Raw genomic sequence first — 20,525 nt, 5'->3', positions numbered from 1 at the left:
GGTTTCCAAACTGGCAGGCACAGGATGTCAGCCCACCTCTTCCGTGACAGCCGATCCGCTCAGGTGATCGGCGAGATCCCGCCTCAATACAAAGGGAATAACGGCCCACCCGAGCCCGGCAATAAAACAGGAGATCAGCACGGAAAAAACGACGTAGCTGTGGCTGATACAGCCTTTTCTACAAGCACTGACCAGGCAGAACAGGGAAATTGGGATGGTGAAAATCAGCGTCAGAAGGGCAGCGACCAAGGCCAGGGGAACATGGCTGGGACTGATGAAAAGGGCCAAGGTGACACCACCCACGAACAGCAGCGCCGCCAGGTAGAGCAGGACAATCGTCAGTTGATTCAGAAGGATCAGTGGACGCATTCGACCCTCCGGCAGCTCCGCTCGCCATAAAATCCGGAACAAAGCATCGGTAACGGTCGATGAGACGGAAAACGCCTCTCAGCGGGAACTCGCTCAGTGCACATATCACAATCCTTATGGTGCAGGTCTCGGCCAAAGCCACCAGAAACCATCATGCAGGCCTGGCACCTTAAGCATTCCTCGACGTTGCGGCAAGTGCATGCAGCCTAGCGCCAGCGGTCGAGCAGGTTCACCGCCAGGCGATCCAGCCAACCCCACAAGCGTTGTTGCGCACGCCGCCACCAGGGCCGCTGGCGCCAATCCTCGAGGGTGATCTCGCGGCTGGCGCCGAAGTCTTCGATGAAGCTGGCCGCTACTGCGCGGGTGAAGGCCGGGTCGAGCGCCTCGACATTGGCGTCGAGGTTGAAGCGCAGGTTCCAGTGATCGAAGTTGCACGAGCCGACGCTGACCCAGTCGTCCACCAGCACCATTTTCAGGTGCAGAAAGCGCGGCTGGTATTCGAAGATACGCACACCGGCCTTGAGCAATTTGGGGTAGTAGCGCTGCCCGGCAAACCGCACCGGCGGATGATCGGTGTTGCGCCCGGCCAGCAACAGGCGCACCTCGACACCCCGCGCCGCCGCACGGCGCAGTGCGCGGCGGATCTTCCAGGTCGGCAGGAAATACGGCGTGGCCAGCCAGACCCGCTGCTTGGCACCCCGCAGTGCACGCAGCAGCGACAGCAGGATGTCGCGATGCTGCGCCGCATCGGCATAGGCCACACGCCCCAGGCCAATGCCTACCGGCGGGCATTCGGGCAGCGTCAACGGGGCCGGTTGATGGCTAGGGCGCCAGGAAAAACGCGCGCGCCATTGATGTTCGAACAACTGCTGCCAGTCGCCGACCAATGGCCCTTCGATCTCCACCATGGCTTCGTGCCAGGGGCTGAGCGGAGCATCCGGCAGCCAGAACTCATCGGTGGAACCCGTGCCGCCGACATAAGCCAGGCGACTGTCGACCACCAGCAGCTTGCGGTGGTCGCGGTGAAAGTTGCGAATGCCACGGCGCCAGCGTACCGGGTTGTACCAGCGCAGTTGCACGCCAGCAGCCTGCAAGCGCGCACGCAGGGACGCACCGAGGCCGGCGGCGCCATAGGCGTCGAACAGCCCACGCACGACCACGCCACGAGCGCAAGCCCGGCACAGGGCATCGGTCAGGCGTTCACTGCACTGCCCGTCCTCGACCAGGTACAGCTCGATCTCGACCTGGCGCTCGGCTGCCTCGATGGCGGCAAGCATGCGCGGGAAGAACACCTGGCCGTCGAGCAACAACTCGAAGCGGTTACCCCCGCGCCAGGGAAAGATACTGCCGCGCATCAGGTGCTCAGCGCGCCGTGAAAATCAGCACGGCGCCAACCGGCACCGACAGGCTGATGGCAGGCAGATCCGCGATCTTGCGCAAGGCGTCGATGCCGCTGGCCAGGCCATAGTCCTCGGCATGCAGCACCAGCGGCGCCAGGGTCACCACCTGGAAACGGCGTTCGTCGAGGCGGGTCACCAGCAGCTCCGACTCCAGCTCGCGCGTACGTTCGTTGAGGGTCAATTGCAGCGGCAGGCGCAGTTCCAGCTGCGCGCCAGGCGCCAGATCGGTGAGCAAGGGCAGGTTGACCTGGGCGCTGATGCGCGCCTCGGGCAGGCGCGCAGTGTCGAACAGCATCGCACGCAGACGCTCATCACGCAGGGCGACGCCAGTACTCAGCGAGTCGAGATCGATGCGCAGACGAACGCGACCATCACCGCCGATCTGCCCATGCAGGGTGAGGAAACGATGCACTTCCGACTGACTGCCGGAATGGGTGGAGATGAACGACAGCCGCGAGGACTCGTTGTCCAGGTACCAGTCGGCGTGAACGGGCAAGGCGACGGCAAGCAGCAGGGCGAATAGCGAACGGCGCATGAGGGCTCGAATAACGGCATGACCAGGCCGCAACGATAGTCGCCATGGCCTGCCTTGCAAAGTCCGGTGCAAGAATGGCCAGGCCAGGCGGCTTCAGCCGCGAATCAGTGAACCGTAGGGCGGGTGCAACCCGCCACCGCGATCTGGCGGGTTTCACCCGCCCTACGCAGCCCCGTGACCCGGATGCCATCCGGGCTACGGTTCATTCATTCGGCAACAGCTGACAGCCCTGCCGCTCACCCAGCCAGGCGGCGCTGTGGGTACGGCCGAGGCCGCTGGCAGTCACGCGCTTTGCGCTCTCGTCGTCGAGCAGGCCGCTGATCGGTACGTACTGCGCGACATAGCCTTCGCAATAGGCCGCCGGATTGCCGCTGACATAACGACAGGAGCAGTACTCCTTGGCCGTGTAGGCGCCGATGATGTCGGGGAATGCGGCCAGGTGCGCACGGTTCGGCCAGGCCCAGGCCAGCAGCACGATCAGCAACAGCGCCAGCACGCTGAGAATCGGATGACGGCGAATCATGGCTGCACCTCCGCGGCAAAGGCCGCACGTACGCGCTTGAGCAATTCGTTGTGCTGGAAGCTACCGTCGCGGTCATCGGCATAACGCACCACCAGCAGATCCTCTTTCGGCATCACGTACAAACCCTGCCCCCAATGTCCGAGCGCCGCGATGGTGTCGGCCGGCGCATCCGGCCATGGGCGCTTGCTCCCCGGCAGTTCGGCGTTGAGCCACCAGTGCCCGCCAGGCACCGCATCGCCTGGTGCGAAGCCCTGCGGCTGGTAGGCGGCGAACGGCGTGGAGGCGAAATCGATCCAGGCCGCCGGCAGCAACTGACGCTCACCCCAACGGCCACCGCGCTGCATCAGCAGGCCGACACGGGCCAGGTCACGGGCGGTCATGTAGGCGTAGGACGAGGCCACGAAAGTGCCGCTTGCATCACGCTCCCACACTGCGCTGGTAATGCCCAGCGGTTCGAACAGCGCCGTCCAGGGATAATCGGCATAGGCATCCTGGCCGACCATTCCGCGCAGCGCGGCGGCCAGCACGTTGCTGTCGCCACTGGAATAACGAAAGCGCGTACCCGGTGCGGCATCAGCCTTGTGCGCGGCGGTGAACGCGGCCATGTCATCACGGCCACGGGTGTAGAGCATGGCCACCACCGAGGATTTCAGCGGCGCGTACTCATAGTCCTCTTCCCAGGCCAGCCCCGAGGCCCAGTTGAGCAGGTGACCGATCTTGATCTGCGGATGCTCGGCCATCGCCGGGTAGTACTGCGCAGCTGGTGCATCGAGCTTGAAGCGTCCCTCGCCGTAGGCCACGCCGAGGGTGGTGGCGAGCAGACTCTTGGCCATCGACCAGGAGAGATGCGCAGTCTGCGCCGTGGTCGGTTCGGCATAGCGCTCGTAGACGATCTGCCCGTCGCGGATCACCAGCAAGGCGTCGGTGCGAATGCCCTTGCGCTCGGCGTCATCGCGCGCGGGAAAGGCGTAGCGCTCGAGTTCGGCCAGTGCGGCGCTCTCGGCGCGAGGCAGGGTCTGCCAATCGGGTTGCGGCCAGTTTTCCGCATGAGCGGCAGTGGCGAACAGGCTGAAACCGAGCACCAGGCTCAGTCGGCGAAGGAAAGAAGTGGGCATGGGCGGCCTCGATCAGGAATCGAGGCGCACCCTAGCACGCCCATGATGACCGCTTGAAGCGACGAAAACGCCATCGCCAGCCTTCATTTGGGCAGTTGGTAATCCTCCGGCCCCATCAGGTCGAGGCCGCATTCGAGGTTCTCGATCCAGTAGAGGAAGGCGCTGATCATCTCCGCGCCCACGAACGGCCGGCCGTGCTGCGGCACGATCATCGCCACGTCCATTTCACGCACCATCGCCGCCCACAGGCGACAGGCCTTGTTGCCGGCCATGTAGCGGCGATGGAAGGCCTCCATGTTCGGCACGTGGTTGACGAAGTCGCGCACCGGCGAAGCGTCGTCCACCATCGAGGCGCCCATGTCGCCGGAAAAGAGAATCTTGCTGATCGGGTCGTACACCTGGAAGTTGCCCACCGAGTGCAGGAAGTGCGCCGGCACGGCCTTGAGGTTGCACTTACCCAGCGGAATGCTCTGGCCGCGATCCGGCAGCGCGATGATGCGGTCGTAGGTGTTGATGCCACGGCTCAGCACCAGGTAGTTGGCGGTGAGGTGCGGCAGGAAACGCGCCCACAGTTTGGAGCAGATCACCCGCGCGCGGGTGTGCAGCAGCCACTTGTCCAGCGAAGCGATGATGTCCGGATCCTGGTGCGAGGCGAAGATGTAGGTCAGATCCTGCACCGGGATGTGCTTGGACAACTCCAGCGACAGCGGCGTATAGGTCAGGTCACCGCCCGGGTCGAGCAGCAGGTACTGCTCGTGGTCGGTGATCAGGAACTGGTTGGACTGCACGCCCTCGCCGCTGACCAGGTCATCGAACATCAGGCATTGGTGGTGGCCGTTATCGAACAGCACGATGGGCTCGCGGCGCATGGAAACCTCGTAGAAGAAACGCGAGGCAACCTTATGCGCACACCCTCGGCACGGTACTGATATGGATCAAGAGCCGGCGACAATCTGCCGCGCTTTGTCCAGGCGCTTGCTACGCGCCGCCTCAGCGATACGTAGCAAACCCTTGTCGCGTTGCCACAGGTCGGCCCAGTGAGCCGGGCCGGCAGCGAAGGCCGCTTCCAGCTCGTCGGCCAATGCCTGCTGCTGGGCGAACAGCCCGGCCAGCAGCAGGTGCGTGGTCGGCGCATTGGGCGCCTGCCGCACCACCTCGGCGCAACCGGCCAGCAGTGCCTGCAAACGCAGCAGCAGGGATTCGGGCCAGGCGCTTTCGCGGCCTACTCCGAACAGCCAGGCCGCCACTGCCGCAAGAACGTGCGCGTCTTCCAGCGTACGGAAGGGTTTGACGTAGTCGTCCCAGCCATCGCCGGCCAGGCGCTCGCCCTGCGCCTGATCCAGATGCAAACGGGCATGGCCGATATCCGGCATCAGCGGCAAGGCCGGCAGCGGCTCGATGCGCACGCCGGGCGCGCCCTGGCGCACCACACCGAGGGCCAGCCGTGGCGGCTCCTCGGCGCCCTCCTCGCGCGCAGCCACCAGCAACCAGTCGGCACATTCGGCGGCGGTGACGAAGTCCTTGCGACCGCTGATGTACAGACCGTAGATGCGCGTACTCATGTCCGCCGGACGGGTGCTGCGGTTCTCCGTCACGCACAAGGCACCAGCCGTCCACGGCGCCGCCGGCCACAGCACGCGTAGCGCAGCCTGGTAACCGGCGAGAAAGGCCAGCCCCGGCGTGGCCGCCTGCAACCCGCCCACCAGCGCCAGCTCGAAGGGCTGTGGCGTGCCGCACAGACGCATCAGCAGGCGGGCGTACCAATCCTCCAGTCCCGCCTCGGCAGTCAGGCGCTCGATGGGCTGAAACAGGCTCGACCAGGGCATCGCAGAGCTCCTCGCAGCCGCAGCCCGGCCGCCGTCACATAAGCATCAAAAAAGCTTCACGGTGATGACACCGCAGCTACCTAGCCTGAGCTTGCCCAACAAGATCGACCGGCTGCAAGCACCCAGCCGGCACACGGAGGATCTGGCATGACTCAAACCGCTCGCCGCCTACAGGCCGAACGCCTGCAAGGCCCCGCCGCCCTGCGTGAAGCTCAGGCCTTGCGCTACCGCGTGTTCAGCGCGGAATTCGACGCCAAGCTCAACGGCGCCGAACTGGGTCTGGACATGGACGACTACGACATCCACTGCCGCCATATCGGCGTACGTGACCTGGAAAGCGGCGAACTGGTGGCCACTACCCGCCTGCTCGACCACCAGGCCGCCGCCGGTCTCGGTCGCTACTACAGCGAAGAGGAATTCGCCCTGCATGGTCTGGCCAAGCTGGAAGGCCCGGTGCTGGAAATCGGCCGCACCTGCGTCGCCCATGCCTACCGCAACGGAGGCACCATCGCCGTGCTCTGGGGCGAGCTGGCCGAAGTACTCAACGAAGGCGGCTACCGCTACCTGATGGGCTGCGCGAGCATCTCCATGCAGGACGGCGGCATCCAGGCGCAAGCCATCATGCAGCGCCTGCGTGAGCGTTACCTGTGCACCGAGCACCTGCGCGCCGAGCCGAAGCACCCGCTGCCGCAGCTGGATCTGCCGGGCAACGTCATCGCCGAGATGCCGCCGCTGCTCAAGGCCTACATGCGCCTGGGGGCGAAGATCTGCGGCGAGCCCTGCTGGGATCGCGACTTCCAGGTGGCCGACGTGTTCATCCTGCTCAAGCGCGACGAGTTGTGCCCGCGTTACGCCCGGCACTTCAAGGCTGCGGTCTGACGCCGACAGGCGGAGGATACTTGCATCACCTGCGCCGGCCCTGTAGACAGAGGCCGGCTTTTTTCATCTGGAGTTCACGATGACCCGACTGCGCCTTTCCCTGCGCCTGCTGCACCTGGCCCTGGTGATCGCCTTCGGCACCCTGCTGGCCGCAGTCGTCAGCCTCTGCGAACGCGTGGTGCGGCATGACCTGATGTCCCTGCGCCAACGCCTGACACGCTGGTTCCTCGCACGCCTGGGTGGTGCCCTGCCGTTTCGCGTACGCATCGAGGGCGAGCTGCCGACCCAGCCGATGCTGTGGGTCGCCAACCATGTGTCGTGGACGGACATTCCGCTGCTGGGCGCCCTGCAACCGATGTCCTTTCTGTCCAAGGCAGAAGTGCGTGCCTGGCCGTTGGCCGGTTGGCTGGCGCACAAGGGCGGTACGCTGTTCATCCGCCGCGGCGCAGGCGACAGCGGCCAGATCGGCCAACAGCTCACCCAGCACCTGCAGCGCGGACGTCATCTGTTGATCTTCCCCGAAGGCACCACCACCGACGGCCTGGCCCTGCGCACCTTCCACGGCCGCCTGCTGAGCAGCGCCATCGACAGCGGCGTGGCCATCCAGCCGGTAGCCATTCGTTACCTGCGGGACGGCCAACCCTGCTCGGTGGCGCCCTTCATCGGCGATGACGACATGATTTCGCACCTGCTGCGCCTGCTGTCCAGTTCGGCCAGCGAAGTGGAAATCCGTCTGCTACAGCCGATCCCCAGCGATACCCGCAGCCGCAACGAACTGGCCCGTCACAGCCAGGCCTCGATTGCTGCGGCATTGCAGCCGGAATCGTCCCAGGAACAGGCCGCGGCCTGATACCGATCAGATAAGACCTAGTGTTTGGCACGGATAGCCTTTGTCGGGGGCGTGGAGCCGCCCAGGCCGTGCGCACCGAAATGCCGGCGCCACTCCCATTGGTGCGCACGGCGCACCCTACGTAACTGAAGCCGCGCAGGTTTGGTCGACTCCCCTCTCCCGCAGGCGGGAGAGGGAAGGTCAACGACGTGTCAAACCGTCATCAACGAGCCGGCGGGACGATCAGTGCGTCGACGTCCTGAGTGGCCAGCAGGCGACTGGCAACACTGCCCAGCACCAGACGCGACACCCCTTCGCGGGCATGAGTACCCAGCACCAGCAGATCGGCAGAGGAACGCTTCAGCGCTTCGTCGATCACCGACTCTGGCGAGCCGACGTGAATCTGCAGCCGCTCGGACGTGAGGTTCAAGCCATCCTGGCCCAGGCGTTCGAGGATCTGTTTGCGCAGATCCTCACGCTGGGTTTCCAGCACCTGGGCGCTCAGGCTCGCTTCCAGCATTACTCCGGGCGATACCGGCTCGAGCGCACTGGCCGCATCGAAGTTCTGCGGATCGAGCAGCCCCAGGTCACGGGCACGGCTGGCGGCCTGCAGCGAGATACGCGACAGATCCAGCGCCAGCAGCGCGTGCTTGTACTCATGGGTAACCGGGCCATTGACACGCAGCACCGGCAGATGACTGGCGCGCACCACACGCTCGAGCGTGGTGCCGACGAAGAAGTCGCGCAGCGACGATTTACGATGCGCGCCCACCACCAGCAGCTCGGCACCGCTGCCCTGAGCGCTCTCGACCAGCACCTCGGCGACATCGCCACTGGCGACGATCACGCGCGGTTTGCTGCCAGCCTGCTCGGCCAGCCGCTCGGCCTGGGCCTGCAGCAGGGTTTCGGCCTGCTGCACCTGGCTCGCCACGTGCTCGGCCGGCGCATCGTCGTCGATCACATGAACCAGCGTCCATTCACCGCCACCCTGGCGACGGATCAATTGCACGGCGCGCTGCAGCGCATGGGCTGAACGCTCGGATAGATCGGTTGCCACCATGATCTTGATCATCTTCTTTCCTCCATTCGTGTCATGACCGGATACATTGAGCCTCGATAGGTCTCGCCGATCCTTGATGCAGATCAGGCTCCGGGGTCGAAAGCCGACTAGGGTTCAAAGGGCTCGGTTTCCCTTCGCACGAAGCGGAACCAGATCCTGGCGCCCGAAGGAGACTAATCCCCATGGAAAATCGGCTTCCTGGACATACTGACCACGCCTGGCACCAACTGACTCCGCAACAGGCACTGGAGGCTCAGCAGAGCACCTCATCAGGGCTCGGCGAACACGAGGCAGGCGAGCGCCTGCAACGCCATGGCCACAACCGCCTGCCACCGCCAAAACGCCGTGGCCCGCTGCTGCGCCTGCTGTACCAGTTTCACAACGTGCTGCTGTACATGATGCTCGGCGCCGCACTGATCACCGCCCTGCTCGGCCACTGGGTCGATACCTCGGTGATCCTCGCCGCGGTGCTGATCAACGTGATCATCGGCTTCATCCAGGAAGGCAAGGCGGAGAACGCGCTCGACGCCATCCGCAACATGCTCTCGCCCCACGCCATGGTGCTGCGCGACGGCGAACGTCACGAAATCGATGCCGAACGGCTGGTGCCCGGCGACGTGGTGTTGCTGGTATCCGGTGACAAGGTGCCGGCCGACCTGCGCCTGCTCAGCGTGAAGAACCTGCTGGTGGAAGAAGCGGCGCTGACCGGCGAATCGGTGCCGGTGGAAAAATCCGTGGCCCACTGCCAGGCCGACGCCGCGCTCGGCGACCGCCGCTGCATGGCCTACTCCGGCACCCTGGTCAGCAGTGGCCAGGCCACCGGCCTGGTGGTGGCCACCGGCGCGGACACCGAACTGGGCCGCATCGGCGCCATGCTGCAACAGGTGCAGGCGCTGTCCACACCGCTGCTGCGGCAGATCGAACAGTTCAGCCGCTGGCTGGCGGTGATCATCCTGATCCTGGCGCTGGCCACCTTCATCCTCGGTATCCTCTGGCATGGGCAGAACCCCGGCGAGATGTTCATGATGGTGGTGGCGCTGACCGCCTCGGCCATTCCCGAAGGCCTGCCGGCGATCATGACCGTGATCCTGGCCCTGGGCGTGCAACGCATGGCCGGGCACAACGCCATCGTGCGCCGCCTGCCAGCAGTGGAAACCCTCGGCTCGGTGACGGTGATCTGCTCGGACAAGACCGGCACCCTGACCCGCAACGAAATGACCGTGCAACGCGTGGTCAGCGCCAGCCGCATCCTCGATATCAGCGGCGTCGGCTATGCCCCGGAAGGCGCCTTCCACCAGGACGGCAAGCTGCTCGAACCCGATAACGCCTTGCTGGAAATCGCCCGCGCGGCACAGCTGTGCAACGACGGTCGCCTGCAACAGGACGCCGCCGGCCACTGGCTGCTGCACGGCGATCCGACCGAGGGTGCGCTGCTCACCCTGGCACTGAAAAGCGGCCTCGATATCGCCACTCTGCAGGCGCAATTGCCGCGCAGCGACACGATTCCGTTCGAGTCGGAACACCGCTTCATGGCCACCCTGCATCACGATCACGCCGGCCACGGCCTGATCCTGCTCAAGGGCGCGCCCGAGCGCGTGCTGGAAATGTGCGCCAGCCAGCGCGACGCCGATGGCGGCGACGCGTCGCTGGATGCCGACTACTGGCGCCGCCAGGCCACCGACCTGGCCGCCCGTGGCCTGCGCCTGCTGGCCCTGGCCAGCAAACCGGCCGCTGCCGAGCAGCGCACGCTCAGGTTCGACGACGTGGAGAGTGGCCTGACCCTGCTGGCGCTGGTCGGCATCATCGACCCACCACGCGAGGAGGCCATCGCCGCCGTTGCCGAATGCCAGCGTGCCGGCATCCGGGTGAAGATGATCACCGGCGATCATGCCGAAACCGCCCGCGCCATTGGTGCACAACTGGGTATCGGCGTCGGTCTGCCAGCGATGACTGGCGCGGAGCTGGAGTTGCTCGACGACCGCCGCCTGCGTGAGGTGCTGCCCAATATCGAGGTGTTCGCCCGTGCCAGCCCGGAGCACAAGTTGCGCCTGGTGCAAAGCATGCAGGACAGCGGCCAGGTGGTGGCGATGACCGGCGACGGAGTCAACGATGCCCCAGCCCTCAAACGCGCCGACGTTGGCGTGGCCATGGGCCTGAAGGGCACCGAGGCGGCCAAGGAAGCCGCCGAGGTGGTGCTGGCCGACGATAACTTCGCCACCATCGCCGGCGCCGTGCGCGAGGGCCGGGCGATCTACGACAACCTGAAGAAATTCATCCTCTTCGCCCTGCCCACCAACGGCGGCCAGTCGCTGATCGTGATTTTCGCCATTCTGTTCCAGGTGGTACTGCCACTGACCCCGGCGCAGGTGTTGTGGATCAACATGGTCACCTCCAGCACCCTGGGCCTGGCGCTGGCCTTCGAACCCACCGAACGCGGCCTGATGAACCGCGCGCCGCGCGCGCCGAACGAGCCCCTGCTGTCCGGCTTCTTCATCTGGCGCGTGGTGATGGTCTCGGTGCTGATTGCCGGGGCGGGCATCGGCCTGTTCCTCTGGGAGCTGGAGCTGGGCAAAAGCCTGGAAAGCGCCCGCACCACAGCGGTCAATGCCGTGGTGATGTGCGAGATGTTCTACCTGCTCAACAGCCGCAGCATCTTCGGTTCGGTACTCAGCCGCGAAGCCCTGCTGGGCAATCGCGCCGTGCTGGTGACCATCGCCATCTGCCTGGTGCTGCAGTTGCTGTTCACCTACGCCCCACCGCTACAGGGCGTGTTCGGCTCGGTGGGGCTGAGCCTGGATGAATGGCTGCGGGTTTTACTGGCGGGCCTGGCGCTGTTCAGCGTGGCGGAATTGGAGAAATGGGTGGTGCGGCGCTTTGGCCTGCATGCCCAGGCAACCTGAGCCGTTGTGGGAGAGATTTCAGTGGTGATTGTCGCGTCTAAAGCCTTGCCACAGCGCCCGACGCGAGACCTTGTGGGAGGCGCTTTAGCGGCGACCGTCGCAGTGGCGAAATCGCTGGTGCGCACGGCGCACCCTACGGATGCAGGGAAACGCCCGTAGGGCGCGCCGTGCGCACCGCCACTCAGGCGCTCCCGGCTTGCCTCGAACCTACAAGCTCGGCCTCGGCGAAGGCCATCAACTCGGGGTAGAAGGCGCGAAAGTCCTCGCTGAGCGGTTCGTACAGGCGCTCCAGTTCCGCCAGGCTGCCATCGAGCAACTGCGGTTTGGACAAGCGTCGCTGCATACCGGCGATCACCTGTTCCAGCACGGCGAATTCGCGGTAGCTGCCGAGCCAGTCCTGCGCCGCCATACGCGGCGCCATCAACGCCAGGCGCCCTGGTAGCTCGGGCTCGGCGGCAAGCACCTGGTAGACCCGATCGGTGAAATGTTCCAGCGGCTGCGCCGCGTACGCCGACCAATCCCGGGCCAGACAATGATCGAAGAACAGATCCAGCAGCATGCCGGCCGTTCTCCGCCGCTGCTCCGGAAAACGTGCACGAGCCCGGGCCTGCAACGGGTGGCTGTCGGTGAAGGCATCGATGCGTCGATGCAGGCGAATGGCGGCCTCGATTTGCGCCGGCCAACGCCCGACCAGCGGGCCTTTGACGAAATCGCCATAGAGGCTGCCGAGCAGTTGCGGCGCTGCGTTACCGCCGAGGTGCAGATGAGCCAGGTAGTTCATCCCGTGAGCCTAACCCCGCCGACAGGACAATCGAAGTGGCTGATGGAGACTATTGGAACAATCGATCTGTATATCGCTCAGAGACGATATAAGGTTCGCCACATGACGATACGCAACGACAACGCCATGGACATCGACCTCGACGCCATCATCAAGGCCCTCGCCCACCCGGTTCGCCGCGACATCCTCGACTGGTTGAAGGAGCCCGAGCAGCACTTCGCCGAACAGGATCACCCGCTGGAGATCGGCGTGTGCGCCGGCAAGATCTTTCTGCGTACCGGGCTTTCGCAATCCACCGTTTCCGCCCATCTGACCACCTTGCAGCGCGCCGGTCTGGTGACCAGCCGCAAGGTCGGCCAGTGGCATTTCTTCAAGCGCAACGACGAGCTGATCCAGGCCTTCGTCGAGCGCCTTGGCCAGCAACTCTGAATCGCCCCCTTACCTCGGAGAACCACCATGCCCACACTGTTCGACCCCATCCTGATCGGTGATCTGCACCTGAACAACCGCATCATCATGGCCCCGCTGACCCGTTGCCGCGCCGACGAAGGTCGCGTACCCAACGCGCTGATGGCCGAGTATTACGTACAGCGTGCCTCGGCTGGCCTGATCATCAGCGAAGCCACCGCCGTCACGCCGATGGGCGTCGGCTACCCGGACACCCCCGGCATCTGGTCGGATGAGCAGATTCGTGGCTGGAGCAACGTCACCCAGGCAGTCCATGCCAACGGCGGCAAGATCGTCCTGCAGCTGTGGCACGTCGGCCGGATCTCCGACCCGATCTACCTGAATGGCGAACTGCCGGTGGCACCGAGTGCCATCCAACCGGCCGGCCACGTCAGCCTGGTGCGCCCGATCAAGGAGTTCGTCACCCCGCGTGCCCTGGCAACCGAAGAGATCGCCGATATCGTCGAGGCTTATCGCCAAGGCGCCGAGAACGCCATGGCCGCCGGTTTCGATGGTGTGGAAATCCACGGTGCCAACGGCTACCTGCTCGACCAGTTCCTGCAGAGCAGCACCAACCAACGCACCGACCGCTACGGTGGCAGCGTTGAGAATCGTGCACGTCTGCTGCTGGAAGTGACCGATGCGGCCATCTCGGTGTGGGGCGCCGGCCGTGTCGGCGTGCACCTGGCGCCGCGTGCGGATTCCCACGACATGGGCGACGCCAACCGCGCCGAAACCTTCGGCTACGTGGCTCGCGAACTGGGCAAACGTGGCATCGCCTTCATCTGCGCTCGCGAGAAGGCGGGCGACGACAGCCTGACGCCGCAACTGAAGAAGGAATTCGGCGGCGTGTTCATCGCCAACGAACGCTTCACCAAGGATCAGGCCAACGCCTGGCTGGCCGAGGGCAAGGCCGATGCAGTGGCCTTCGGCATCCCCTTCATCGCCAACCCGGATCTGCCCGAGCGCCTGGCGCAGGATGCACCGCTGAACGAGCCGCAACCGCAGACCTTCTACGGCGCCGGCCCGGTCGGTTACATCGACTACCCGCGCCTGTAACGCACTTCATGTAGGGTGCGCTGCGCGCACCAACCGGGCAGCGCACAACCTAGGCGGCCCCGCGACACCCTACGGCCGGAAAGAAACGAACAAGCCCCGCATTGCGGGGCTTGTTCGTTTAGCGAAGTGCCTCAAAACCTGTTCACGATCTTGCGAGCTAGAGCCATACAACACCGATGGCGGCCCCGCAAAAACAGGCGAGGAGCGGTCGGAGTCGCGCTCGACTTTACAAGCTGTAAATGAGCAGTCCGACCGGGCTGGCGCTCCAGCCTGTTTTTAACGCAGTAGGGCCGACGCGCAGCAGATCGTGAACAGGTTCTCAGCGCTGATTGAGCTGCTGCTGCAGATTCACCACCTGGCTTTGCAGGGTGCTGATATTGCGCGTCATCTGCGCACGGAAGGCATCGAACTCGGCGGTATTCGGGCCCTCACTGGCCGCGGCGGCCGGACGATTGTCCAGCTCGCTGCGCAGCACCAGCAGATCCTGCTCCAGGCTACGGATGGCCTGGCTCGGGTTGCCCTGCTTCTTCAGCGCATCGATATCAGTGCTCAGCGTCTTGATCCGGGTATCGAGCTTGGCCAGTTCGGCCTGGGTCGCCTTGGCATCGCCTTGCGCCGCCTTCAGCGCCGTCTGCTCGCTGGTCAGCGCCTGCAGACGCTTGTCGAAATCGGCACTGGCACCGATGCCATTCTTGAGCTCCGTGCCCAGCTGATCGATGCGCTTGTCCAGCGCGGCTTGCGCCGTGGCGCTCTGTTGCTGCTGCTTGCTCAGTTCGGCCAGGCGGTTCTCCAGTTGCCGAACCTGCAGCTTGAGCGCCTCGCTGCCGCTGGTGACGTTGGACTCGGTCGCCACCACCTTGCCGGAAATATCCTGAATACGCCCGGCGGCTTCCTCGCTGATGCGCGCGAAACTTTCCTGGGTCGCCACCAGACGCTGCTCCATCAGACCGATCTGCTGCAGGCTCCACCAACCAAGGCCGGCCAGGGCGATGCTCAGCGCCCCCACCAACGCCCACAGCGGTCCGGTGCTCGGGCCTTTGCTGACCGCTGCGCGGTTGCTGGGCGCACGGCTGCTGCGCGGGGCCGGTTCGTCGCGTGGCTCGACGAAATCCTCGCGGCGCTCCGTGGTCAGGCTGGGCAGATTGTCGAGCTCGTCATTGGCATCGTTGCGCATGGTCAGACCTATGTTGGAACGGATAAACGGAAATGCCGCGCAGTATACCGATTCGCCATCACACCATCAGCGCCGCGCCAAGGAGGTGCGCAAGCGCACCGACGAAGGGCGCGACAGGGCCATCGACCCGTGTACAGCCCAGCAGTTCCGCAAAACTTGAACTGGTACGCACTTTGCTTTTTCCCTTGTCGTGAACACGCCTACCGCGCGTCGCTCACAAGCCAGCAGGCGGCCTAAAAGTTCTGCAAAGCGATACAGCACGAATGCGTGTTACAGCCGGTGGGAAGAGGCTGTTCAGGTCACGGAAGGTGAGGAATGCCGAAGCCCGTGGCCCTTCAACCAAACGGGGGAAGTAGCAATGGAACTGAACAAAGAAGTACTGGACTGCATGAAAGCGCTGCGCCGCCGTCTACGCGAAGAGCTGGAGGTGGATATCCGCCTGAGCCAGCCCAATGCAATCGGCGCCATGCTCGATGGCAGCCTGAAGTCCATCGACGAAGAAACTCGCCGCCTCGGTCAACGCCTGGCCGAACTCTCCGATCAACCGCAGCGCCCGACCAGCACGCCCATCGCAGCGGTGGAGCTACCGAGCGCCAATCCGTCCGGCGCCGTGCGGATCTATCGCGGTCAGCGCGTCTACGCCTGATGGCCCATCTGCACCTGCCACCAGGTGCAGAACTCATCCAGCGCCTCCCACAAACCGGCCTTGGGGTCGTAGTCGAGATATTCGCGGGCACGCTCGATGTTCAGGGAGAAATCCCTGGCCATCACCGCTACCCCCAGGCGAAACAGGCTCGGCTCCGGCCGCCCAGGCAGCAGCCGACAAACACCTTCATTGAGCGTTGCCGCAGCGTAGGCCAGCGGGAATGGCATATGTCGGGTCACCGGCGGCAGCTCCAGTCGGCGCAGCACGTAATTGACCACGTCCCACAGCGGTACCGGCGTGCCGTTACTGATGTTGTACACCTGACCAAGCGCCGGGCCGCCGACCTGCAGTGAGCTGAGCAGGGCAGCATTGAGGTTATGCACGTTGGTGAAATCGACCTTGTTCAGGCCATTGCCGATGATCGCCAGGCGCCCCTTGCGCTGCATGCCGATCAGCCGCGGGAAGATGCTGGTATCGCCCGCACCGGTGACGAAGCGCGGACGCAGGGCAATCACCTCCAGGCCGAACTCCTGCGCGGCGAACACCTGCTGCTCGGCCAGGTACTTGGTCTTGCCATAGTGATCGGAGAAGCGCTTGGGCACCTGCTCCTCACGAATATCGACATGCGAGCGCCCATCGAAGTAGATCGATGGCGAGGACAGATGCACCAGGCGCCGCACCTTCTGTTTCAGGCAGGCGTCGACGACATTCTCGGTGACCGTCACGTTGGCCTGATGGAAATGCGCATAGTCGCCCCACACCCCCACCGCACCGGCGCAATGCACCACGGCCTCGACATCCTGGCACAACGCCTGGGCCAGTTCGGGATCGCCCAGATCGCCCTGGACGAATTCGGCACCGCGCTTGATCAGGTGCTGCACGCCTTCGGCACGCCGGCCGTTGACCCGCACCGTCAAGCCCTGCTCGAGTGCGAAACGCGCGAAGCGCCCACCGATGAAACCGCTCGCGCCGGTGACCAGAATCCTCATCGCATCCCCCTGTCGTTCTTGTATTGGCCGCACTCTAGCAGTGCCCAGCCCTGCCTGCCCTGTCGGTGACGGCCAGAACTACGACCCTGCAGGCCGCTCATTGGTGCAATGGCACCAGCACCGAAGCGGAGTAGCGACGCAGCTGCTCGGTCAAGTCGCCAAACAACTCGCCGCCATTGCGCCAGTGATGCCAGTACAGCGGCACATCGATGAAGCGCTCGGGCACCAGATCCACCAGCCTGCCACTGGCCAGCGCGTCCCGCACCTGCAATTGCGGCACCAGGCCCCAGCCCAGGCCACCTTCGGTCAGGCGCACGAAGCCTTCGGACGAAGGACACAGGTGGTAGGCGAAAGCGCCTGTCACGCCCAACCCTGCCAGGTAGCGATGCTGCAACTGATCATCCGGGCCATAGACGATGGCCGGCGCACGGGCCAGCGCCTCGGCGGTGACACCAGCGGCGAAATGCCGGGCGATGAAGGCCGGGCTGGCCAGCGCGCGATAACGCATGGCCCCCAACGCCAGGCTGCGCGCGCCCGCCACCGGCCGTTCGGCAGCACATACGCAGCCGGCCACTTCGCCTGCGCGCATGCGCTTGAGGCCGACCTCCTGATCCTCCACCACCAGTTCCATCAGCACCTGCTGGGCGGCGCAAAAGTCGGCGGTCGCCGCCGCCCACCAGGTCGCCAGGCTGTCGGCGTTGATGGCGATGCGCAAACGCTCGGGCAAGGCCTGCTCATCCAGGCCCGGCACCTGACCTTGCAAATCGCGCTCGAGCAGACGCACCTGCTGCACATGGTTGAGCAGACGCCGCCCGATTTCGGTAGGTGCTGGCGGTGTCGCGCGTACCAGCACCGGTTGACCGACCCGCGCTTCGAGCAACTTGATGCGCTGCGAAACCGCCGACTGCGACAGCCCCAGTACCTGCGCCGCCCGCTCGAAACCGGCCTGTTCCACCACTGCCGCCAGCGCGGCCAGAAGTTTGTAATCGAACAATCGATTTTCCTAATGAGTGATCAGCAATATTGGTTTCTCTTATACATCCGGACGCCGCAGACTCGCCAGCATTCAGCCCAATCAGGAGCCCGACATGTCAGGCGAAACCGATCTAGCCCGCCTGCTGCAAAGCATGACGCCGCAACTCAACCCAGGTGAATACGTGTTCTGCTGCGTACCTGCCGAGCATGACTGCAGCGCCCTGCAGCCAATCGCCAGCATGCGTGAGCGCGAAGGCCTGAGCCTGGTGCTGACACGCGAAGTCGCCGATGCCCATGGCCTGCGCTACGACTACGTCGCGGCCTGGATCACCCTTGAAGTGCATTCCTCGCTGGCCGCTGTCGGGCTGACCGCCTCCTTCTCCGCCGCGCTGGCGCAAGCCGGCATCAGCTGCAACGTGGTCGCCGGCTTTCATCACGACCATCTCTTCGTGCCCAGCGAGCGCGCCGAGCGGACGCTGTCCACCCTGCGCGCCCTGTCGGCGGCGTCCATGCCGGAGCCCGTGTGATGTGGCAGAGCTATAGCAACGGCCTGCTGGTGGCCATCGGTCTGATCATGGCCATTGGTGCGCAGAACGCCTTCGTTCTGGCGCAAAGCCTGCGTCGTGAACACCACGTCCCGGTTGCCCTGCTGTGCATCATCTGCGATGCCGTGCTGGTCGCTGCCGGCGTCTTCGGCCTGGCCACCCTGCTGGCGCAGAGCCCGGCGCTGCTGGCCATCGCCCGCTGGGGCGGCGCCGCCTTCCTGATCTGGTACGGCAGCCAGGCGCTGCTGCGCGCCGCCCGTCCGCAAGCGTTGCAAGCGGCAGGCAGTGAACCGCGCTCGCTGCGTGCAGTGATGCTGGCAGCCCTTGCAGTCACGCTGCTCAACCCGCACGTTTATCTGGATACCGTGCTGCTGATCGGTTCACTCGGTGCCCAGCAACCCGAGCCCGGCGCCTACGCGGCCGGCGCGGCCAGCGCCTCCTTTCTCTGGTTCAGCGCCCTGGCGCTTGGCGCTGCCTGGCTCGCCCCATGGCTGGCCAGGCCACTGACCTGGCGGCTGATCGATCTGGGCGTGGCGGCGATGATGTTCGCCGTGGCGGCGCAGTTGATCCTGGGCGCGCTGTAGCGGCAGGACTCGCGCATAATGCGCCTGGCCCTCTTACGCCAGGAGCAACAATGGACACCTTGCACGGCATGCGCGTATTCGTTCAGGTGGTCGAGCGCGGCAGCTTCACCGCTGCGGCCCAGGCGCTCGACCTGTCCACCGCGCAGGTGTCGCGACTGATCGCCGATCTCGAACAACACCTCGAGGCACGCCTGCTGCAGCGCACCACACGACGCCTGGCATTGACCGAAACCGGCGAGCGCTACCTGGAGCGCTGCCGGCAGATACTCGGCCAGATCGACGAGGCCGACGCCGAGGCGCGTGGCGCACATCGTACGCCCAGCGGCCGCCTGCGCGTGCACACCATGACCGGTCTCGGCCTGCAGCACATCACCCCATTGATCGCCCGCTATGCCGAACGACACCCTCAGGTCGTGGTGGAACTGACCCTGGCTCAGCGCACCCCGGATCTGCTCGAAGATGGCCATGACGTGACCATCGCCTTCGCCCGCGACCTGCCTGACTCACAATTGGTTGCGCAGCGCCTGGGCGCGATCCACAGCGTTATCTGCGCCGCCCCCAGCTACCTGGCTCAATACGGGATTCCCGAGCACCCGGCTGACCTGCAGCGGCATCGTCACCTGCGCCTGACCGACCCGCTGTACCGCGGCCAATGGGATTTCGGTGACGAGCAGTTGGAGGCGCTACCGGCCGAATGCTTCCAGGTCAACGTCGCCGAAGCGCTGGTCAAGGCAGCCCAGGCCGGCATGGGTTTCTGCCTGCTGCCCTCGTTCGTCGCCAGCCAGCCGCTGCGCGAGGGACGCCTGCTGCGCATCCTGCCGCAGCACCGGCTGCGCGCGCTGAACATCTACGCGATGTATCCGTCACGGCGCTTCCTCGATGCCAAGACGCGCACCTGGGTGGAGTTTCTCAAGGCCGAGCTGCCGCCGCTGCTATTGGGCGATGAGGCGGTATTAGAAGATGCGCAGTACTGGGCAAGTGCGGAGAGACTGTTGCGCCAAAGGTAATGGTCATTCACCCGGAGCGCGCTTTTTCCGAACTCGACGCCTCACTAGGATGACTTCGAACCCACGAAGAATCCGCACGAGGATCGCCCCATGAAAAATCTTCTGACTGCCACTGCCCTTTCCCTCGGCGCTCTGCTCGCCAGCCAGGCCAGCTTCGCCGAAGAGTCCCCGGCCTTCATCGCCCACGTCCAGGCTCACCAGCAGGCGCACAAGGCACAACGCGCCGAGCAACAGGCGCAAGCGGACAGCGCGCACAAGGCCGACCAGCAAGGCTGATCGGCGTTTGCCTGACGCAGGTCTCCCACTCCTGACCTGCGTCCCTAGGGCCGCTCCCCCGGCCCCTTTTCAGTCACCGGAGGTCATCATGAAACGTATCGCCTGCCTGCTCGCCCTCGCCTGCGCCAGCACCCTGGCACAGGCAGAATCGCCCGAGACCTATCACTACGGCATGCACCTGGATGTCGCCAAGGTCATCAGCCAGACCCTGCCGCAGGGCTGCCAGGTGGGTGAAGCCCGCATGGTCTATCTGGACTCCAAGGGCGAACGCCACACCCTGATCTACCAGCGCATTGGCGAAGACTGCCGCTACTGACGCTTTCGGCCGTCAGTCGCCACCAATCCGTCACCACGCAGCATCCGCCCTCCCCGATCTGACGCCTGGCACACAGACGAACTCAGGTTGCATCGCTGCATTCGCCAACGGTTGCCCTGCGGCAAACGCTATCGCTGGGAATTCGAGCGCGGCACGGAACAACTCGTTCTCGATGCTCCAGGCAGCCTGAGTCTGGACGACAACGACCTGCTGGTCGAAACGGCTGGCTCCTGATTGGGTATCGCCTACGTCCTTCTCCAGGCCTATGCCTGTATTACTCCAGCTATCGC

The 20,525-nt window shown here is 65.0% G+C and carries 24 protein-coding genes; 12 read left to right on the top strand and 12 right to left on the bottom strand.

Annotated features, from left to right (window positions below; translation table 11 throughout):
- Positions 1–27 precede the first annotated feature (27 nt).
- The 7 genes from HS968_RS06615 to HS968_RS06585 all read right to left on the bottom strand — a co-directional run bounded on the left by HS968_RS06615 (position 28) and on the right by HS968_RS06585 (position 5,768).
- Positions 28–369, bottom strand: coding sequence for a hypothetical protein (locus HS968_RS06615; protein WP_182370656.1), 342 nt, complete (start codon positions 367–369; stop codon positions 28–30).
- A 206-nt stretch (positions 370–575) separates the two neighbouring features.
- Positions 576–1,724 carry a phospholipase D-like domain-containing protein gene (locus tag HS968_RS06610; RefSeq protein WP_182370655.1) on the bottom strand — a complete coding sequence of 383 codons (1,149 nt, stop codon included), beginning with the start codon at positions 1,722–1,724 and terminating at the stop codon, positions 576–578.
- Positions 1,725–1,731: 7 nt separating this feature from the next.
- Complete coding sequence (locus tag HS968_RS06605; RefSeq protein ID WP_119695167.1) at positions 1,732–2,304, bottom strand: YceI family protein; 573 nt, start codon at positions 2,302–2,304, stop codon at positions 1,732–1,734.
- A gap of 202 nt (positions 2,305–2,506) precedes the next feature.
- The gene (locus HS968_RS06600; RefSeq protein ID WP_182370654.1) at positions 2,507–2,827 is read right to left on the bottom strand and encodes an amidase; all 321 of its coding nucleotides are present in this window, start codon (positions 2,825–2,827) and stop codon (positions 2,507–2,509) included.
- Positions 2,824–3,942 carry a serine hydrolase domain-containing protein gene (locus tag HS968_RS06595; protein ID WP_182370653.1) on the bottom strand — a complete coding sequence of 373 codons (1,119 nt, stop codon included), beginning with the start codon at positions 3,940–3,942 and terminating at the stop codon, positions 2,824–2,826. The genes HS968_RS06600 and HS968_RS06595 overlap by 4 nt, the downstream gene beginning before the upstream one ends.
- Positions 3,943–4,025: 83 nt before the next feature.
- Complete coding sequence (locus tag HS968_RS06590; protein WP_179624126.1) at positions 4,026–4,811, bottom strand: oxygen-binding di-iron domain-containing protein; 786 nt, start codon at positions 4,809–4,811, stop codon at positions 4,026–4,028.
- 66 nt (positions 4,812–4,877) lie between these two features.
- Entirely contained in the window at positions 4,878–5,768 is an 891-nt protein-coding gene (locus HS968_RS06585) for an acyl-CoA dehydrogenase middle domain-containing protein (RefSeq protein ID WP_182370652.1), read from the bottom strand.
- A 147-nt stretch (positions 5,769–5,915) separates the two neighbouring features.
- Between HS968_RS06585 and olsB the strand changes: the two genes are divergently transcribed.
- Positions 5,916–6,647 carry an L-ornithine N(alpha)-acyltransferase gene (olsB, locus tag HS968_RS06580; RefSeq protein WP_119695172.1) on the top strand — a complete coding sequence of 244 codons (732 nt, stop codon included), beginning with the start codon at positions 5,916–5,918 and terminating at the stop codon, positions 6,645–6,647.
- A gap of 79 nt (positions 6,648–6,726) precedes the next feature.
- The gene (locus HS968_RS06575) at positions 6,727–7,497 is read left to right on the top strand and encodes a lysophospholipid acyltransferase family protein (RefSeq protein ID WP_182370651.1); all 771 of its coding nucleotides are present in this window, start codon (positions 6,727–6,729) and stop codon (positions 7,495–7,497) included.
- A 202-nt stretch (positions 7,498–7,699) separates the two neighbouring features.
- Here the strand turns inward: HS968_RS06575 and HS968_RS06570 are convergent, their stop codons facing one another.
- Entirely contained in the window at positions 7,700–8,548 is an 849-nt protein-coding gene (locus HS968_RS06570; protein ID WP_182370650.1) for a universal stress protein, read from the bottom strand.
- Between the two features lie 170 nt (positions 8,549–8,718).
- Here HS968_RS06570 and HS968_RS06565 point away from each other — a divergent pair, with 170 nt between their 5' ends.
- Positions 8,719–11,436 (top strand): cation-transporting P-type ATPase, encoded by a 2,718-nt coding sequence (locus tag HS968_RS06565; protein WP_119695175.1) that lies wholly within the window; start codon positions 8,719–8,721, stop codon positions 11,434–11,436.
- 181 nt (positions 11,437–11,617) lie between these two features.
- Here HS968_RS06565 and HS968_RS06560 read toward each other — a convergent pair whose 3' ends face one another.
- Positions 11,618–12,217 carry an acyl carrier protein phosphodiesterase gene (locus HS968_RS06560; protein WP_182370649.1) on the bottom strand — a complete coding sequence of 200 codons (600 nt, stop codon included), beginning with the start codon at positions 12,215–12,217 and terminating at the stop codon, positions 11,618–11,620.
- 126 nt (positions 12,218–12,343) lie between these two features.
- Between HS968_RS06560 and HS968_RS06555 the strand changes: the two genes are divergently transcribed.
- Both HS968_RS06555 and HS968_RS06550 read left to right on the top strand, forming a co-directional pair.
- Entirely contained in the window at positions 12,344–12,646 is a 303-nt protein-coding gene (locus tag HS968_RS06555; RefSeq protein ID WP_106742993.1) for an ArsR/SmtB family transcription factor, read from the top strand.
- Between the two features lie 27 nt (positions 12,647–12,673).
- On the top strand, positions 12,674–13,723 hold the full coding sequence (locus HS968_RS06550) for an alkene reductase (protein WP_182370648.1): 1,050 nt from the start codon (positions 12,674–12,676) through the stop codon (positions 13,721–13,723).
- A gap of 319 nt (positions 13,724–14,042) precedes the next feature.
- Here the strand turns inward: HS968_RS06550 and HS968_RS06545 are convergent, their stop codons facing one another.
- Positions 14,043–14,897: an ATPase gene (locus HS968_RS06545; protein WP_182370647.1), complete on the bottom strand. Its 855-nt coding sequence runs from the start codon at positions 14,895–14,897 to the stop codon at positions 14,043–14,045.
- Positions 14,898–15,255: 358 nt separating this feature from the next.
- Between HS968_RS06545 and HS968_RS06540 the strand changes: the two genes are divergently transcribed.
- Positions 15,256–15,543, top strand: coding sequence for a hypothetical protein (locus HS968_RS06540; protein WP_182370646.1), 288 nt, complete (start codon positions 15,256–15,258; stop codon positions 15,541–15,543).
- On the opposite strand, the gene HS968_RS06535 is transcribed toward HS968_RS06540, so the two are convergent.
- A complete protein-coding gene (locus tag HS968_RS06535; RefSeq protein ID WP_182370645.1) occupies positions 15,534–16,532 on the bottom strand; it encodes an NAD-dependent epimerase/dehydratase family protein in 999 nt (332 codons plus the stop codon). The genes HS968_RS06540 and HS968_RS06535 overlap by 10 nt on opposite strands.
- Before the next feature lie 97 nt (positions 16,533–16,629).
- Complete coding sequence (locus HS968_RS06530) at positions 16,630–17,526, bottom strand: LysR family transcriptional regulator ArgP (protein WP_182370644.1); 897 nt, start codon at positions 17,524–17,526, stop codon at positions 16,630–16,632.
- Between the two features lie 94 nt (positions 17,527–17,620).
- Here HS968_RS06530 and HS968_RS06525 point away from each other — a divergent pair, with 94 nt between their 5' ends.
- From HS968_RS06525 to HS968_RS06500, 6 genes are all read left to right on the top strand, one after another.
- Positions 17,621–18,034 carry an ACT domain-containing protein gene (locus HS968_RS06525; RefSeq protein ID WP_182370643.1) on the top strand — a complete coding sequence of 138 codons (414 nt, stop codon included), beginning with the start codon at positions 17,621–17,623 and terminating at the stop codon, positions 18,032–18,034.
- The gene (locus HS968_RS06520) at positions 18,034–18,636 is read left to right on the top strand and encodes a LysE/ArgO family amino acid transporter (RefSeq protein WP_182370642.1); all 603 of its coding nucleotides are present in this window, start codon (positions 18,034–18,036) and stop codon (positions 18,634–18,636) included. The genes HS968_RS06525 and HS968_RS06520 overlap by 1 nt, the downstream gene beginning before the upstream one ends.
- A gap of 50 nt (positions 18,637–18,686) precedes the next feature.
- The gene (locus HS968_RS06515) at positions 18,687–19,643 is read left to right on the top strand and encodes a LysR family transcriptional regulator (protein ID WP_182370641.1); all 957 of its coding nucleotides are present in this window, start codon (positions 18,687–18,689) and stop codon (positions 19,641–19,643) included.
- A gap of 90 nt (positions 19,644–19,733) precedes the next feature.
- Entirely contained in the window at positions 19,734–19,919 is a 186-nt protein-coding gene (locus tag HS968_RS06510) for a hypothetical protein (protein WP_182370640.1), read from the top strand.
- An 88-nt stretch (positions 19,920–20,007) separates the two neighbouring features.
- A complete protein-coding gene (locus HS968_RS06505; RefSeq protein ID WP_119695186.1) occupies positions 20,008–20,235 on the top strand; it encodes a DUF2790 domain-containing protein in 228 nt (75 codons plus the stop codon).
- An 87-nt stretch (positions 20,236–20,322) separates the two neighbouring features.
- The gene (locus HS968_RS06500; RefSeq protein ID WP_182370639.1) at positions 20,323–20,469 is read left to right on the top strand and encodes a type 2 periplasmic-binding domain-containing protein; all 147 of its coding nucleotides are present in this window, start codon (positions 20,323–20,325) and stop codon (positions 20,467–20,469) included.
- Positions 20,470–20,525 lie beyond the last annotated feature (56 nt).

The organism is Pseudomonas berkeleyensis, from assembly GCF_014109765.1.
Lineage (GTDB): Bacteria > Pseudomonadota > Gammaproteobacteria > Pseudomonadales > Pseudomonadaceae > Aquipseudomonas > Aquipseudomonas berkeleyensis.
The sequence above is the reverse complement of the archived record's forward strand: the minus strand, read 5'-3'. Positions and strand labels throughout refer to the sequence as shown.